This window comes from Paraburkholderia sp. FW306-02-B, assembly GCF_058782725.1.
Genome location: NZ_JBYSXZ010000001.1, coordinates 4,495,134 through 4,511,002 on the forward strand (window position 1 = coordinate 4,495,134; position 15,869 = coordinate 4,511,002).

Annotated in this window: 10 protein-coding genes, 1 tRNA gene, 2 pseudogenes and 2 riboswitches; of the genes and pseudogenes, 8 read left to right on the top strand and 5 right to left on the bottom strand. The window is 63.0% G+C overall.

Translation table 11 applies throughout. The features are described 5' to 3' along the window. Window positions 1-926: 926 nt before the first annotated feature. Complete coding sequence (locus tag AC3WOG_RS20260) at window positions 927-1,151, top strand: hypothetical protein (RefSeq protein WP_492579577.1); 225 nt, start codon at window positions 927-929, stop codon at window positions 1,149-1,151. 11 nt (window positions 1,152-1,162) lie between these two features. On the opposite strand, the pseudogene AC3WOG_RS20265 reads toward AC3WOG_RS20260, so the two are convergent. Beyond that, window positions 1,163-1,501: pseudogene (locus AC3WOG_RS20265) on the bottom strand (phage portal protein); the annotation flags it as partial. On the opposite strand from AC3WOG_RS20265, the pseudogene AC3WOG_RS20270 reads away from it, so the two are divergent. Further along, window positions 1,496-1,753, top strand: a pseudogene (locus AC3WOG_RS20270) (tyrosine-type recombinase/integrase); the annotation flags it as partial. The pseudogenes AC3WOG_RS20265 and AC3WOG_RS20270 overlap by 6 nt on opposite strands. Window positions 1,754-1,818: 65 nt before the next feature. On the opposite strand, the gene AC3WOG_RS20275 reads toward AC3WOG_RS20270, so the two are convergent. After that, a tRNA-Arg gene (locus AC3WOG_RS20275) sits at window positions 1,819-1,894 on the bottom strand. A gap of 296 nt (window positions 1,895-2,190) precedes the next feature. Between AC3WOG_RS20275 and AC3WOG_RS20280 the strand changes: the two genes are divergently transcribed. Next, window positions 2,191-3,096: a c-type cytochrome gene (locus tag AC3WOG_RS20280; RefSeq protein ID WP_492579578.1), complete on the top strand. Its 906-nt coding sequence runs from the start codon at window positions 2,191-2,193 to the stop codon at window positions 3,094-3,096. Window positions 3,097-3,180: 84 nt separating this feature from the next. Here AC3WOG_RS20280 and AC3WOG_RS20285 read toward each other — a convergent pair whose 3' ends face one another. After that, complete coding sequence (locus AC3WOG_RS20285; RefSeq protein ID WP_492579579.1) at window positions 3,181-3,771, bottom strand: hypothetical protein; 591 nt, start codon at window positions 3,769-3,771, stop codon at window positions 3,181-3,183. Window positions 3,772-3,890: 119 nt separating this feature from the next. Further along, window positions 3,891-5,981 carry a UvrD-helicase domain-containing protein gene (locus tag AC3WOG_RS20290; protein WP_492579580.1) on the bottom strand — a complete coding sequence of 697 codons (2,091 nt, stop codon included), beginning with the start codon at window positions 5,979-5,981 and terminating at the stop codon, window positions 3,891-3,893. 583 nt (window positions 5,982-6,564) lie between these two features. Between AC3WOG_RS20290 and AC3WOG_RS20295 the strand changes: the two genes are divergently transcribed. Further along, window positions 6,565-7,614, top strand: coding sequence for an oxidoreductase (locus tag AC3WOG_RS20295; RefSeq protein ID WP_492579581.1), 1,050 nt, complete (start codon window positions 6,565-6,567; stop codon window positions 7,612-7,614). A gap of 455 nt (window positions 7,615-8,069) precedes the next feature. Here AC3WOG_RS20295 and AC3WOG_RS20300 read toward each other — a convergent pair whose 3' ends face one another. Further along, window positions 8,070-9,200, bottom strand: coding sequence for an IS110 family RNA-guided transposase (locus tag AC3WOG_RS20300; protein ID WP_492579583.1), 1,131 nt, complete (start codon window positions 9,198-9,200; stop codon window positions 8,070-8,072). Between the two features lie 1,012 nt (window positions 9,201-10,212). Between AC3WOG_RS20300 and AC3WOG_RS20305 the strand changes: the two genes are divergently transcribed. From AC3WOG_RS20305 to gcvP, 4 genes are all read left to right on the top strand, one after another. Then, window positions 10,213-10,569, top strand: coding sequence for a hypothetical protein (locus AC3WOG_RS20305; protein ID WP_492579585.1), 357 nt, complete (start codon window positions 10,213-10,215; stop codon window positions 10,567-10,569). Window positions 10,570-10,717: 148 nt separating this feature from the next. After that, window positions 10,718-10,819, top strand: a riboswitch (glycine riboswitch). A gap of 22 nt (window positions 10,820-10,841) precedes the next feature. Further along, window positions 10,842-10,999: riboswitch (glycine riboswitch) on the top strand. Between the two features lie 80 nt (window positions 11,000-11,079). After that, window positions 11,080-12,198, top strand: coding sequence for a glycine cleavage system aminomethyltransferase GcvT (gcvT, locus tag AC3WOG_RS20310; RefSeq protein ID WP_492579586.1), 1,119 nt, complete (start codon window positions 11,080-11,082; stop codon window positions 12,196-12,198). Window positions 12,199-12,369: 171 nt separating this feature from the next. Continuing rightward, complete coding sequence (gene gcvH / locus AC3WOG_RS20315) at window positions 12,370-12,750, top strand: glycine cleavage system protein GcvH (RefSeq protein WP_492579587.1); 381 nt, start codon at window positions 12,370-12,372, stop codon at window positions 12,748-12,750. 72 nt (window positions 12,751-12,822) lie between these two features. Further along, complete coding sequence (gcvP, locus tag AC3WOG_RS20320; protein WP_492579588.1) at window positions 12,823-15,753, top strand: aminomethyl-transferring glycine dehydrogenase; 2,931 nt, start codon at window positions 12,823-12,825, stop codon at window positions 15,751-15,753. The last annotated feature ends 116 nt before the right edge of the window (window positions 15,754-15,869 follow it).

The window sequence follows — 15,869 nt, forward strand, 5'->3', positions numbered from 1 at the left end:
TCCATACACGCCGGCTGCCATCATGGCGGCTCAGCAATCCGTTTCTTATCGCCGCGTCAGAACACAGACGCAACAAACCCGTTCGATGACGCTCTGGATGAACGCGTCACCAGGCCCGCAACGCGTCATTCGCATTTCCCGCAGGACGGGAAACGAAAATACGTCTCGCGTCCTCAACGTGATCCTTGTCATTTAGTCTCTCGCGTCACGCGCGACGATTGAAAGACAGCAACCGCGAGCGCTATCAGCGCGGCGTGATCGCGGTCGACATTGGCGAGGATGATGTGATGCGCTCGGGGAATCAGGATAGTGCTGCACCGGGTGCGTTATTTCGAGCGCGCGCCCCTCACCGACAGCGAACGACTGGTTGGCTTCTATCCTTCAATAATTGCAACGGGGAAAAACGATGGAATTCTTATTTGGCTTTGGTGTAGGGGGATCCTTTGGCGCGTGCCTTGGTGTGCTGGTCGCAGCAATGCTTCGAGCAAGCAAGGACGACGCCCCGGAGACACGGTTCACGGAGCCGGACGGAACAGCGCGGCGCGGGGCAGCAGAGTCGCCGGAGGACAGCCGGATCCCGTGCTGAGGACGTGCATCTGATCGCAAGGCGCGCCATTTGCGTAGGCACCGCGCAGACCGTTAAGTTGCCGCTTCGAGCAGATTCAATACAGCAGCACAGGTATTCTCGCGACGGGTGAAGTGGTCGCGGCCAAGGATAAAGTCAAAGAGGCGGCATGATTGGGGGAAGCCTCGCAGGGCTCGCGGTTTCCTTTGTGTGCGGTCCGGCTGAACCTGCATGTGCCGTCGCCCTCGTGTTTATCGGTAGCAACTTGGGCGGGATGGCCGGTGAAGCTGCGAACGACATGTATCAGGAAGAACTACCCGTCTTCATGCATTGGGCCAACGATTAAGCAAGGCATAAAGACATGTCAACACCAACATTTGTGATTCTGCTCGTGCTGTTCGTCGGTGCGGCCGGGCTGATTATCAGCAATCTAACGGGAGACCCAGGCATTGCCTATTGGAACCTCGATGGTGAGAACAAGCCTCCTGTGTCCAGGCTGGATGTCTTGCGAAACAGACCTGCGTTCTATAGCGCGGGGGCTGTGCTGATTGGCACTTTCACCGCCTACCTGTTGCTGCGTCACTGAAGGCCTCCAACTTACGCTGCTGCCGCGCCGATGGTGTACGGAATGAATCGCACGATCTCGTCGCCAAGCCATTCGTTAATCTGCGCGAACCGCCGTTGCAGCGGTTCGATTTCGTTCACTCCGAAGACTTGGGCAGCCGTGTCTGCCGCGCCAAACCCTCCCGTGTTGCTCGGCACGATCCCCATGAGCTGCGGCGGGATGCGATGCGCCGCGTCCGTCGTGTACAGGATGAATCCGGCGTGTGAACCATTCTCGTAATACCGTCGGCGAAAGAGCGTCGCCGACTCGTTCAACCATGCCGCGTGCAGCGCGCCGAGATATTCGGGCAAGCCATACACCTCCTGGTTAACCAGACCGTTACTGCCGCGTGGAAAAAAGGCGTTGAAGCGCGCCGGTATCCGCGGCTTCCGCTGCACGATCTGCGGCATACGTGGGCGAGCTGGCAAGTGCAGCGCGGCACGCCGTTGCAGGTACTCAAGGAGCTGGGAGGATGGGAAACGCTGGAAATGGTGCAACGCTACGCGCAACTGTCAGCCGATCACCTGGCACGCTGGGTTCAGCCGCACACACAGGTCGTCGACCTGCAGACGGCCGCCGGCTAACTGTATTTTCACTGTACTGGGGAGAAACGATGAAGCAGAGAAACCGCTGAAAGCCTTACGGCTATTGGTGCGCCCGGCTGGGATCGAACCAGCAACCCCTGCCTTCGGAGGGCAGTACTCTATCCATTGAGCTACGGGCGCTTCAACACGAAAGCGCGGCAACCTGAGCGGGAGCGACGCCAAAGCGAGACCGCAAGGATACCCGGTTTCGTCCAAACCGTCCACCGGACGGCCTGCATGGCGGTATTTGGCGCTTCAAAACCGCCGCCCGAGCGCCGCAAGGAGCGCCCCGCGATGCGGGTAAACGCCTGCTGAACACCTCGCCGCGCCGCTCGCCGCCGCCGAAACGTTGCGTCTATAATCGTCCGTGGCTGATTCAAGAACAAGAAGTTGCCGTCACGCTGTACCGCTCACATACCCACGGAGACGAGACAAGCATGAGCGAAGCACCACACGGAGCCCCGATCAAAACCCCCAAGCAGCTCGTCGCAGCGATCATCGCGGGGTTTGCCGTACCGATCGTCATCATCGTTCTGCTGGCGGTCTACGTCGATAACTCGACTCGTACCGGCGCCGGCACAGACAGTCTCTCCGAAGCCGAGGTCGGCGCCCGCATCAAGCCGCTTGCGCAGGTCGACATCCGCGACGCCAATGCGCCGCGCGTCTACAAATCCGGCGAAGAGGTCTACAAGGCCGTTTGCTCCGCGTGTCACGCGGCGGGTACGGCTGGCGCGCCGAAATTCACCAATACCGCCGACTGGGCGCCGCGCATCGCACAAGGCTTCGACACGCTCCTGCACACGGCGCTGACCGGCAAGGGCGCGATGCCCGCGCGCGGCGGCACCAGCCCGGACGACTACAGCGACTTCGAAATCGCCCGCGCGGTAGCTTATATGGCGAACAATTCCGGCGCGAGCTTCCCTGAACCGGCGCAGCCCACAGCGGCGGCTTCGGGTGCGGCCGCAGCTTCGGGCGCAGCCGCCGCGGCGCCGGCCGGCGCCTCGGACGCGTCTGCCGCCCAGGCCGCAGTGGCCATGGCGGCGATGGCGAGCGTGCCGCAAGCAGCCGCGCCGGCAGCAGGCGCGACGCAAAGCGCGGACGCATCGCAAGCCGGCAAGGCGCTGTATCAACAGGTTTGCCAGGCGTGTCATGCGGCAGGCGTGCTGAACGCACCGAAATTCGGCGACAAAGACGCCTGGGCCGCGCGTCTGAAGGAACCGATGGACACCGTCTACAACTATGCGCTGCACGGCAAGGGCGCGATGCCGGCGAAAGGCGGCTCCACCGCGTCGGATGCGGACGTGAAGGCCGCCGTCGATTACATGGTCAGCGCGGCGAAATAACCCGCTTCTCTAGCGCTTCTGGCAAAACGAAAAATCCCTGCGCCGTGATTACACGAGCAGGGATTTTTTTATGCGCGATTCGATTTACGCACCGGTGCGGGTATCGTCCGGCGTGACCGCCGGAAGGCTGAACGCATCGACGAACGCCAACGCCGGCGTACTGCGCGCGAGCGACGTGAAATGCCGTTGCATGGCAGCCGGCGCGAGCCATGGATAGCTCAAGCCATTTTGCAACGCTGCGAGCAACGCACCGTCGGCATCGGGCACGACGTCCATGCGCGCGATGTGGATGTGGAATTGCGCCACGCGTGCAGTCTCGTCGAACATCCACCGATACGCGCCGTGGCCGACGCGTAAGGCACCGGTCGCGAGCTCGCGCATCACCACCAGCCACGGTAATGCCTCGATCGTGCGGTCATTCACCGCCAGCGAGTCGCACACGTAATAGGTCCGGCACTGCGCATACTGAGCGCCGAAATCGCTCACGAGCGTTTTCGCAATCGCATCGATTCCGACAGTGCGCGCCGGAAACGCAATATTCGACGTCGCCAACGAAATGGTGAGCACCGCGTCCGGCGCAAACGCCTCGGCGATGCGTTCGGCACGCGTGTTGTCCTTCGCGTCGATGTAGGTTTCGAGTGCGCGGCGACAGTGCGCGAGGGGCAGCGTGGACATGCAACGGTCTCCGGTGAACGAGCCGTGCCACTGTAACGCGAGTGCTCGTGAAAACCGCCGATGCACCTGCCGCGCGCGAGGTCTTGCAAGCGAACGCGGACGCTCGCTCGCATTCGCGCTCAAGGTTTCTGCAACAACGCCTTCAAACTCGCTAGCCGGTCTTTCGGCGACATCGGCGCTTCCTCGGGGGTCGGCGGCGGCGCGTCGTCGAGCAGCATTTCGGGGATGAAGCGCGACGGCTCGCACACCACCGTTTCGCGCGCCCGCTTACGCTTCTTGCACCAGTTCAGATGCAGGCTGCGCTGCGCCCGCGTGATCGCGACGTACATCAGGCGGCGCTCTTCCTCGATACGCGCGTCGTCGATCGGCGCGTCGTCGGCGCCGCCGCGGTGCGGCATGATGCCTTCCTCGACGCCCACCAGAAACACGTGCGGATACTCCAGCCCCTTCGATGCATGCACCGTCGAAAGCCGCACCGCGTCCGGATCTTCTTCCTTGCCTTCGAGCATCGACATCAGCGCGACGGTCTGGATCAGGCCGAGCAGATTCTTGCCGGTGTCGGCGAGGCCATCGGCGTTGTCAAAGCCGGTTGCTTCGCCCTTCTCAGAACCGTCAGGCTCAGCCTTCGTACCCTTGCGCTTGAGCCACTCGATGAACTCCAGCACGTTCTGCCACTTCGACTGCGCCTGGCGTTCGTCGAACGCATCGTACAGATAGGCCTCGTAGTGAATCGCGTCCATCAGTTCGTCGAGCAAGGTGCCTGCGGCATCCTTTTCGGCGCGATCGGTGAGACGCTGCATGAAATCGCAGAACACGCGCATCGGTTCGATCTGACGCGGCGACAGCCGCGCCTCGATGCCGCCCATGTACACCGCCTCGAACAGCGACACCTTGGCCTGGCCCGCGAATGAGCCAAGCGCCTCGAGCGTCGTATTGCCGACCCCGCGGCGCGGCGTGGTGATCGCGCGGATGAAGGCGGGGTCGTCGTTCGCGTTGGCGATCAGGCGCAGATACGCGCAGATGTCCTTGATCTCGGCTTTGTCGAAGAACGACTGGCCGCCGGACAGCACATACGGAATGCGTTCGCGCCGCAGTACCTGTTCGAAGATGCGCGCCTGGAAATTGCCGCGATACAGGATCGCGTAGTCGCGGAAATTCGCGCGCCGCTCGAACTTGTGCGCGGAGAGACGAAACACCACGGATTCGGCTTCGTGTTCTTCGTCGTTGCACGGCGTGACGGTGATCGTGTCGCCCATGCCGTGTTCGGACCACAGTTTCTTTTCGAACAGCTTCGGGTTGTTCGCGATCACGTTGTTGGCGGCGGTCAGGATGCGCACCGTCGAACGGTAGTTCTGCTCGAGCTTCACCAGATGCAGCTTCGGAAAATCCTTGCCGAGCTGCGCAAGGTTTTCGAGCGTCGCGCCGCGCCAGCCGTAGATTGCCTGATCGTCGTCGCCCACCGCGGTGAACGCCGCGCGCGGACCGGCCAGCTGCTTGAGCAGCTCGTACTGGCACGCGTTGGTGTCCTGATACTCATCGATCAGCAGATAGCGCAGCTTGTTCTGCCAGCGGTCGCGCACCGGCTCGTTCTTCGCGAAGAGTTCAGCGGGTAGCCGGATCAGATCGTCGAAATCGACCGCCTGATACGCGTGCAGCGTCGCCACGTAGTTGCGATAGACGATCGCGGCCTGGTGCTCGTCCTCGTTCGCGGCGATCGCGATCGCCTCTTCCGGCATGATGAGGCCGTTTTTCCACAGCGAGATGATCGACTGGATCTTGCGGATGAAGCCCTTGTCCGTCGAGCCGACCTGCTCCTGGATCATGCCGAAGCAGTCGTCCGAATCCATGATCGAGAACTGCGGTTTCAGGCCGACGTGTTCCGCTTCCTGCCGCAGAATCTGCACGCCGAGCGAGTGGAAGGTGCAGACCGTCAACTGATTGACCGGCACTTTACGGCCTTCCTTGCCGGGCGTGGTGAGCGTCTTGCCTTCGAGCAGCTTGCCGACGCGCTCGCGCATTTCCGCCGCGGCCTTGTTCGTGAACGTAACGGCGGCGATGTGGCGCGGCTCGAAACCTTTGGCTTCGATCAGGTGCGCGATCTTCTGCGTAATCACGCGCGTCTTGCCGCTGCCTGCACCGGCGAGCACGAGACACGGACCGTCGAGATAACGGACCGCTTCATTTTGAGCGGGGTTCAGGCCTGCGGACATCGTCTGTGGATGGGTAATGCGGTTGAGGGCGCTTGGGTGCGGAGTCGCTGGACCGAAGGCCCGGGGGCATGCTGCGCGGGGCGGGCGGCTGGAACGGGTGCCTCTCGTGGTGCGAAGGGCGTTCCGGCTCGCAGCAATCCGCGCGAGAGGAGCGATGTTAACACGGAAGCCTGCGATGGATGCCGCTGCGGGTGACGGCTACGGGTGATTGCTACGGGTGATTGCTACGGGTGATTGCTACGGGTGATTGCTACGGGTGATCGCTACGGGTGATCGCTACGGGTGATCGCTACGGGTGATCGCTACGGGTGATCGCTACGGGTGATCGCTACGGGTGATCGCTACGGGTGATCGCTACGGGTGATCGCTACGGGTGACGGCGATGGCGCCCCGCGACGCATGACCGCGCCAGCAGCCCACGCTTACGACTGCGGTGGCTGACTTAACAACCGCAGCGACAGATGTCTCTGACAGACACCCGCGACGACGCTGACAGTCCGTGTTCAGGACATGCCACAATTACGTCGTTGCGCGCCGCCGCCGTGGTGGCAAAGCGGCGCGCCGTTTTTGCAGGAAGACACGCATGTCCGCATCGCTGAAGATTGGATTGATGGGTTATGGTTTTGCCGGCGCGACCTTCCACGCGCCGGTGATCGAGCACTGCGGGCGGGCGAACGTCGCCGCGATCGCGACCAGCCAGGCCGAGCACGCACTGGCCGACTACCCGCACGCGAAGGTGGTCGCCGACCTGGACGCGCTGCTCGCGCTCGACGAAATCGACTGCGTCGTGATCGCGACGCCCAACGACACGCACTTCGACCTCGCGCGCCGCACGCTCGAAGCGGGCAAGCACGTGGTGGTCGACAAGCCGGTGACGCTCACGGCCGCCGACGCCCACACCCTTGCCAACATCGCGCTTGCACGTGGCAAGTTGTTCGTGCCCTTTCACAACCGCCGCTGGGACGGTGACTTTCTGACCGTACGGGATCTGCTCGCCAGCGGCGAGTTGGGGCGCGTCACGCAATATGAATCGCATTTCGACCGGTTCCGGCCGGAGGTTCGGCAGCGTTGGCGCGAGGAGGCTTCGCGGGGGGGCGGTTTGCTGTTCGATCTCGGGCCGCATCTGATCGACCAGGCGTTGGCTTTGTTTGGTACGCCTCAGACCGTGTGCGCCACGGTTCGGACGCACCGCGATCAGGCGAGCGCGCCGGATTACGTGCATATTCAGTTGGGGTATGGCGAATTCGAGGTGGTACTGCATGCGAGCGCGTTGACAGCGCTGGTCGCGCCGAGGTTTGCGATTCACGGCACGCGTGGGAGCTATGTGAAATATGGGCTCGATACGCAGGAAGATCAGTTGAAGGCCGGACTGCGGCCCGGCAATGACGGCTTTGGCGCCGGCAACGCGGCGGGGGTGCTGCGGGTGCTCGAAGGCGCGCAAGAGGTTGAGCGCGAGGTTCCCACTCGCAATGGGGACTATGCAGGGTTTTATATTGCCTTGGTTGATGCCATTCAGAATGGCGTGAAGTTTCCTGTTAGCGCACAGGATGCAGTTGATGTTATGACTGTTGTCGAGCTTGCTGCTCGGAGCTCGGATGAGGGTGTGCGGTTGGCGTTCGAACGAATTCGATAAAGGGTTTAGGTTTGTTTGCCTGCTCGGCGCTTTGGGTTGTACGCTTACGGTGTTGGCCTTTCCTTGAATTCTTAGTGGTCTATTAGCTTCGCCCCTGTGCGGGGCAGGCACTTACTTTCTTTGCCGCCGCAAAGAAAGTAAGCAAAGAAAGCGGCTTCACACCGCTGATATGACTCCCGGTGTCAATCGGGATCGGTTTTTCGGTTTCTCAAATTCATATTGTCTGAATTTCCTGAGGGCGACGTAGCAGTACATCTCGACGGTGGATCACGCTGATATCCGCGGGTTGGGTACCGCATTACAGAGGTCCGCCCAATGAGCCTGCCGCAATCTAAAGCCGCAAGTCGGATGCAATCCGTTGCGTAGCGGTGTCGCGGGTTACTCGTGTGCCGGGCTACGCCGCCTTCAGGAAACTCCTCCAGTGTCAGGTTGGGGCAACGGGGCTGGATGTTGCATCATGCCAGGCGCACCTCGTGCGGTACGGCCAGCGACATCGCGAGCCGGCTGACGTCCCAGATAAAACCTGCCAGTTCGCGGGCAACCGCGACCACCGCGATGTTCTTCTGCTTGCCGCGCGCGATGAGCTTGCGATAGCGTCGGCACAGCCGCACCTGTGCGTCCCAGGCGCGATCCACGATCGGCTTGGGGATGCCTTCGTGGCGGCGCTGGATGTCGGGACTGACACGGGCCGGATGCCGGTAGCTCCAGGCAGCTTCGACGAGCAGCTTTCTCGCGTAGCTGTTGCCGTTCTTCGTGATACTGCCCTGACGGCGCTTCTCGCCTGACGAGTGTTCCGAGGGCGTCACGCCCAGCCAGGCCATCAGCTGGCGCGGGTGTGCAAAACGCGACAGGTCACCCAGCTCCGCGAGCATGCCCACGGCCGTGGTGAACTGCACGCCGCGCATGGTCTGCAGGCCCAGCACGGCCGGATAGAAGCGCCAGTTGGGGACCGCTTCGCGCAACGCGGCCTCCAGTCGCGCGCATTGCGCGAGGCGGTCCTCGATGGTGCGGCGATGTTCCTCGAACGCCAGTTGCTGCCATGCACTGTCGAATGCATGCGCGCCCAGCCAGCGCTGGTGCGCCGGTCCCCAGTCGGCACGGCCTGTATAGCGCACCCCATGCGAGAGCAGGAAAGCCTTCAGCTGTTGCCGCGCCCGCTTCAGGTCATCCCGGGCGCTCACCCACGTACGCGCCAGATCGCGGAACGCTTCGTCGTCCACGCTGGGCACGTATACCGCTGACAGGTCGCCGGCGCGCAGTGAACGTACCAGCTTGAGCGCATCACGCCGATCGGTCTTGACCCGCTCGCCTGGTTTTTTGGGAATCAGCGATGGCGCGCACACCATGCAGTCGAAACCCTTGTTCACGAGTTGACGGTAAAGCCCGTAGCCGCACGGGCCTGCCTCGTAGACGAACCGGATGCGTGGCGCCTTTGACTGCAGGCGCTTGCACAGGCGCTCGATATCGGCCTGCCTCGTACCGGTCTTGCCGAGCAACTCAACCTCGCCCGCATCGAGTGCATAGGCAACTGTGATCGAATCCTTGTGAACGTCGCAACCGACGTACAGCGTGCTATCGTGTTCCATGCTGGCCTCCGTGCCGGAATTCGCCGGGTGCGGACGGGCCGCACCGTGCGGCTCTGGTAGCAATGCTAACCCGCGTTTGATTCCTCACGGCAGGCCAGCCCTTGCCTCACGGGAGTCATACTGTCTAACGCTTAAGCGGGTCCCCTGGCTTGGAGGAGGCAGTGGAGCATCTGGAATCAGTGCTCCCGCACACTCCGCGCCGGTGACAAGGCCGTCATACTTCCGGCGGCGCTGCGCGCGCCGTGGCGGTACTTCATAAAACCGTCGGGCCCGTCGCCCGTAGGGTGCTTCCGGGGCCTGCGGTTGTTCAAGCGTAGTGGCTTGCCTTTGCTGCGCTAGCGTAACGCGCGGCTGCGCTTCGTTCGGCACTTTTCCCCCGGCTGCGGCGGCTCGCCCTCTCGTCCCCAATGCCTCGCCGAGGCACTAGCGTGTCATCCGGAGTGGTGGCTCACACTCGCACATTTGGGCGCCTCGCCGAGGCAAAGCCGATGGCACCCACAGAGAAAAAGCGAGGCCCCCGGTTTTCCTGGCAAACCGTTCCGGCGAGCGCGCCGTGCGAGGCGGGAAGAATGACGGCGGAAGCGCATACCTCCACTTGGTGTTGAGAAGTACCGCCGCGGCGCGCGCAGCGCCGCTGGAAGTATGACGGCCTTGTCACCGGCGCGGAGTGTGCGGGAGCACCGATTCCAGATGCTCCACTACCTCCTCCAAGCCAGGGGACCCGCTTAAGCGTTAGCGGTGTGAAGCCGCTTTCTTTGCTTACTTTCTTTGCGGCGGCAAAGAAAGTAAGTGCCTGCCCCGCACAGGGGCGAAGCTAATAGACCACTAAGAATTCAAGGAAAGGCCAACACCGCCTGCACACAGACAATAAACGCCGCCAAAGGCAAAAAAACCAAAAACCAACAACCCCGAAAGGAATATCCAGTTACAAAAAAAACGCACCCAAAACGTCAGCCCCCGGCAAGGCAAAACCGTTCCTATTCCAAGCAACAAAACAAAACCCGGAGAATCCATGCATCGTTCTATCCGCGCGCTAACTGCATGCGCATTGCTCACCTCGCTGGCCGCCTGCGTGGTGGCCCCCCAACCCCAACCCGCGCCAGCACCACGCCCATCCCCGCAGCAAATCGCGGACCAACGTCTCCATCAGGTCGACGGCCGCATCGACAACCTCAGCCACCGCATCGACGCCCGCGTGAACGAGGGCTACTACCCGCCCCCGCAAGGCGGCGCCCTGCACCATCGGCTCGACGTGATCCGTCAGGAAGCCCACGACATGGCCGCGCAACACGGCGGCGGCATCTCCGGCGACGAACAGCGCGTGCTGAACCAGGAACTGGACAACGCAGCCCGCGCCATCGGCGAATAATCGCGCCATCTCAGGCACGAAAACAACAGCAGCAACCGCGCGGGCATCACGTCCCGCGCTTTTTTTGACGCGCGCCATCCCGCCGCGCCAATCACCAAGCCCCTTGTGGGCCTTTATTTGACAAGCCCCCGGCCCTCGCGTACATTCGCCGCACGCGTCGGGAGAGCGCGCTGGCCGCATTTTTCAGTAGGCCGCGCCGCCGAAGGGGCACACCCGCAAACTCTCAGGCAAAAGGACCGGCCGCGTCGAAAAACCCGCCTCACGGCTTAGGTTTTTCGCACTCTGGAGAGCGGCAGTAGCCGTCTGCGTCGTGCATATGACTCAGACTTAGGCAGGCTGCCCACCGAAGGGGCGCGCGTTTCACCGTAGCGATTCGAATCACATCGCCCGGTAGCGCAATCTCTCAGGTATCGAGGACAGAGGGGTCATGCAACGCATCGCTCGCAGGCATCAGGCCGCGAGGCGTAGCGCCGCATGGCCTTTTTTGTTTCGCGAGACGCCCGAGGCCCCATGACCGAACTCAAACACACCCCGCTCAACGCCACCCATCGTGCGCTCAACGCCCGCATGGTCGATTTCGGCGGCTGGGATATGCCCGTCAACTACGGCTCGCAGATCGACGAACACCGCGCCGTGCGCACCGACGCCGGCATGTTCGACGTCTCGCACATGTGCGTCGTCGATTTCACCGGCGAGCGCGTACGCGCCTTCTTCGCATACGCACTGGCGAACAACGTCGCCAAGCTGCAAACCCCGGGCCGCGCGCTCTACTCCTGTCTGCTGAACCCGAACGGCGGCGTGATCGACGATCTGATCGTCTATTACTTCAGCGAAGATCACTTCCGCGTGGTCGTCAACGCCGGCACCGCCGACAAAGACATCGCGTGGTTCGGCCAGCTCAACGCCGAAGGCAGCTTCGGCCTGACCATCGCGCCGCGCCGCGATTACGCGATCGTCGCCGTGCAAGGCCCGAACGCCCGCGAAAAAGTCTGGCAAACCGTGCCGGTCGCGCGTGCCGCCACCGAATCGCTCAAACCCTTCAACGCCGCGCGCGTCGCCGACACGCCGTTCGGCGAATTGACCGTCGCCCGCACCGGCTACACCGGCGAAGACGGCTTCGAAATCATCGTCCCGGCGGATCACGTCGAAGCGCTGTGGGGCGCGTTGCAAGCGCAAGGCGTGCGCCCCGCGGGTCTCGGCGCGCGCGACACGCTGCGCCTCGAAGCCGGCATGAATCTGTACGGCCAGGACATGGACGACAACGTCTCGCCGCTCGACGCCGGCCTCGCGTGGACCGTCGATCTGACTTCGCCGCGCGACTTCGTCGGCAAATCGAAACTCGAAGCAAACGGCTCGCAAGCCGCGTTCGTCGGCCTGATCCTGCTGAAGGACAACGGCAAGGCGGCAGGCGTGCTGCGTGCTCATCAAAAAGTCCTCACGCCGCACGGCGACGGCGAAATCACCAGCGGCACTTTTTCCCCGACGATGCAGGAATCGATCGCCTTCGCGCGCGTGCCGAAAGGCGTGCAGCCGGGCGACACCGTTCACGTTCAGATTCGTGACAAAGCCCTTCCCGCAAGCGTGGTAAAACTGCCGTTCGTGCGCAACGGCAAAGTGCTTGCGGTTTAAGCGGCCGGCGCGTTCGTTTCCCCACAAGAAAACGCCGGGCTACCCGAAGTTTTCCGCCCCGCAGGAAGTCCCTTTGGGGGATTGTCCCCCTCGGGGGCCTGGCGCGAAGCGACAGGTTTGGGGGCCCCCTTTATTAAGTCAATACCGAATCACACCGCATAGGAGCATCCGATGAGCATCCCGGCCGATCTGAAATACACCGAATCGCACGAATGGGTCCGCACCGAGGCGGACGGCACGCTGACGGTCGGCATTACCGACCATGCGCAGGAAGCGCTCGGCGATATCGTCTTCTTCGAAGTCCAGGAATTGGGCAAAACCGTGAACGCAGGCGATACCGTCGCCGTGATCGAATCGGTGAAGGCCGCTTCCGATATCTATGCGCCGGTCTCGGGCGAAATCATCGAAGCGAACACAGCCGTCGCCGACACACCCGATGCGGTCAACAGCGCGCCGTACGACAGCTGGCTCTTCAAGATCAAGCCGGCCGACGGCGCCACGCAAGATCGTTTGATCGACGCCGACGCGTACTCGAAGTCGATCGGCGCCTGATCCACCTACTCGTTTAAACCGTCAGGTGCGGCGTCCGTCAGGCATGGCGCGCCGCACCGTCAGGAACACCCCATGAAGCTCGAACACCCGGATCGTCTGATGAACCGCACTCCTCTCTCGCTCGCCGCGCTCGAAGTGCATGACGCCTTCGCCGAACGGCACATCGGCCCGGATTCGGCCGACCAGCATGCGATGCTCGAAGCCTTGGGCTTCGCCTCGCGCGCCGCGCTGATTGACGCCGTCATTCCAAAGACGATCCGCCGCAGCGAAACGTTGCCGCTCGGCCCCTTCGCCCAGCCGAAGAGCGAAGCCGAAGCGCTCGCCGCGCTGCGTGAGCTGGCGGACAAGAACCAGGTGTTCCGCTCGTACATCGGGCAGGGCTATTACAACGCGCACACGCCGACGGTGATCCTGCGCAACGTACTGGAAAATCCGGCCTGGTACACCGCGTACACGCCGTATCAGCCGGAAATCTCGCAAGGCCGTCTGGAAGCTCTGTTGAACTTCCAGCAGATGATCGTCGACCTGACGGGTCTGGCGATCTCGAACGCATCGCTGCTCGACGAAGCCACCGCCGCCGCCGAAGCGATGACGCTGCTGCAACGCATCGGCAAGCCGAAGTCGAACGTGTTCTACGTCGCTGACGACGTGCTGCCGCAAACCATCGAAGTGGTGAAGACGCGCGCGACGCCGGTCGGCATCGAAGTGAAAGTGGGCCCGGCTGCGGATGCGGCGAACGCCAACGCGTTCGGCGTGCTGCTGCAATATCCGGGCGTGAACGGCGACGTGCGCGACTACCGCGCACTCACTGAAGCGATTCACGCGGCGGGCGGCCATGTGGTGGTCGCCGCCGATCTGCTCGCGCTGACCGTGCTCACGCCGCCGGGCGAATGGGGCGCGGACGTGGCCGTCGGCAATACGCAGCGTTTCGGCGTGCCGGTCGGTTTCGGCGGCCCGCACGCGGCTTACCTTGCCGTGCGCGACGAATTCAAGCGTCAGATGCCGGGACGTCTGGTCGGCGTGACCGTCGATGCGCAAGGCAATCCGGCGCTGCGTCTCGCGCTGCAAACACGCGAACAGCATATCCGCCGCGAAAAGGCGACCTCGAACGTCTGCACCGCGCAAGCACTGCTCGCGATCATGGCGAGCATGTACGCGGTCTATCACGGCCCGCACGGTCTGAAGACGATCGCGCTGCGCGTGAACCGCATCGCGGCGCTGCTCGCAGCCGGCGCGAAGAAGCTCGGCTACACGCTCGTCAACAACACGTTCTTCGACACGCTCACGTTCGAAACCGGCGCACGCACCCAGGCACTGCATGATGCGGCAACGGCCAAGCGCATTAATTTGCGCCGCGTGAGCGACACGCGCGTCGGCATCTCGATCGACGAAACCACCAAGCGCAGCGATCTGGCCGATCTGCTCGCAGCATTTGCGCAAGCGGCATTTGTCGACGAAGTCCCGCAAATCGACGCCCTCGACGCAGAACTCCCCGCAGAGAACACGGTGCCGGCCGCACTCGAACGCACCAGCGCATATCTCACGCACCACGTGTTCAATCGCCACCATTCGGAAACGGAAATGCTGCGCTATTTGCGCAGCCTGTCGGACAAGGACCTCGCGCTCGACCGCTCGATGATCCCGCTCGGCTCCTGCACGATGAAGCTGAACGCGACCTCGGAGATGCTGCCGGTCACGTGGCCCGAATTCGGTCAGATTCACCCGTTTGCTCCGGCTCAGCAAACGGTTGGCTACCGCGAAATGATCGATCAGCTGGAACAGATGCTGGTCGCGGCTACCGGCTACGCAGCCGTGTCGCTGCAGCCGAATGCCGGCTCGCAAGGTGAATACGCGGGTCTGTTGATCATTCACGCGTACCACGCGTCGCGCGGCGAAGGCCACCGCAACGTCTGCCTGATTCCCGCCTCGGCGCACGGCACGAACCCGGCGTCGGCGCAGATGGCCGGCATGCAGGTGGTCGTGGTCGCGTGCGACGCCCAAGGCAACGTCGATATCGAGGACCTGAAGAACAAGGCCGCGCAACACGCCGACAAGCTCGCGGCGATCATGATTACGTATCCGTCGACGCACGGTGTGTTCGAGGTGAACGTCCGCGAAATCTGCGAGATCGTGCATGCGCACGGCGGCCAGGTCTATGTGGACGGCGCGAACATGAACGCGATGGTCGGTCTGTGTGCGCCGGGCCAGTTCGGCGGCGACGTCTCGCACCTGAACCTGCACAAGACTTTCTGCATTCCGCACGGCGGCGGCGGCCCGGGCGTCGGTCCGGTCGCGGTCGGCGCGCATCTCGCGCAGTTCCTGCCGAACCAGATCTCGTCGGGCTACGAACGCGCGCCGAACGGTATCGGCGCGGTGTCGGGCGCACCGTACGGCTCCGCTTCGATCCTGCCGATCTCGTGGATGTACATCGCGATGATGGGCGCGAAGAACCTCACCGCCGCCACCGAAACCGCGATCCTCAACGCGAACTACGTCGCGAAGAAACTCGCGCCGCATTATCCGGTGCTGTATTCGGGCCCCGGCGGCCTGGTCGCGCACGAATGTATTCTCGATCTGCGTCCGCTCAAGGAGACGAGCGGCATCACCGTCGACGACGTCGCCAAGCGTCTCGCCGACTACGGCTTCCACGCGCCGACCATGAGCTTCCCGGTGCCGGGCACGCTGATGGTCGAGCCGACCGAATCGGAATCGAAGGAAGAACTCGACCGTTTCGTCGAAGCGATGATCGCGATCCGCGAGGAAATCCGCGCGGTCGAGGAAGGCCGTTCGGACCGCGAAGACAATCCGCTCAAGCATGCGCCGCACACGGCAGCGGTCGTCATTGCGAACGAATGGAAGCATGCGTATGCGCGCGAAACCGCCGCGTATCCGCTGCCGACGCTGATCGCGAAGAAGTACTGGCCGCCGGTCGGCCGTGCGGACAACGTGTATGGCGACCGCAATCTGTTCTGTTCCTGCGTGCCGGTCGCCGACTACGAATAATTCTGGCCGTTGCCTGCATGACCGCGCACCGCCCGCATGTTGTAAGCGGGTGGTGCGCGGTTCTGTCGTTCGTGCCCGCAAACGGCTAACATCACACACCGAATCAGCCTAATGAG

Excerpts from the sequence above, each read along its gene's own strand:
- AC3WOG_RS20260 (WP_492579577.1), top strand. The coding sequence starts at position 927 with ATGTCAACACCAACATTTGTGATTCTGCTCGTGCTGTTCGTCGGTGCG.
- AC3WOG_RS20280 (WP_492579578.1), top strand. The coding sequence starts at position 2,191 with ATGAGCGAAGCACCACACGGAGCCCCGATCAAAACCCCCAAGCAGCTC.
- AC3WOG_RS20285 (WP_492579579.1), bottom strand. The coding sequence starts at position 3,771 with ATGTCCACGCTGCCCCTCGCGCACTGTCGCCGCGCACTCGAAACCTAC.
- AC3WOG_RS20290 (WP_492579580.1), bottom strand. The coding sequence starts at position 5,981 with ATGTCCGCAGGCCTGAACCCCGCTCAAAATGAAGCGGTCCGTTATCTC.
- AC3WOG_RS20295 (WP_492579581.1), top strand. The coding sequence starts at position 6,565 with ATGTCCGCATCGCTGAAGATTGGATTGATGGGTTATGGTTTTGCCGGC.
- AC3WOG_RS20300 (WP_492579583.1), bottom strand. The coding sequence starts at position 9,200 with ATGGAACACGATAGCACGCTGTACGTCGGTTGCGACGTTCACAAGGAT.
- AC3WOG_RS20305 (WP_492579585.1), top strand. The coding sequence starts at position 10,213 with ATGCATCGTTCTATCCGCGCGCTAACTGCATGCGCATTGCTCACCTCG.
- gcvT (WP_492579586.1), top strand. The coding sequence starts at position 11,080 with ATGACCGAACTCAAACACACCCCGCTCAACGCCACCCATCGTGCGCTC.
- gcvH (WP_492579587.1), top strand. The coding sequence starts at position 12,370 with ATGAGCATCCCGGCCGATCTGAAATACACCGAATCGCACGAATGGGTC.
- gcvP (WP_492579588.1), top strand. The coding sequence starts at position 12,823 with ATGAAGCTCGAACACCCGGATCGTCTGATGAACCGCACTCCTCTCTCG.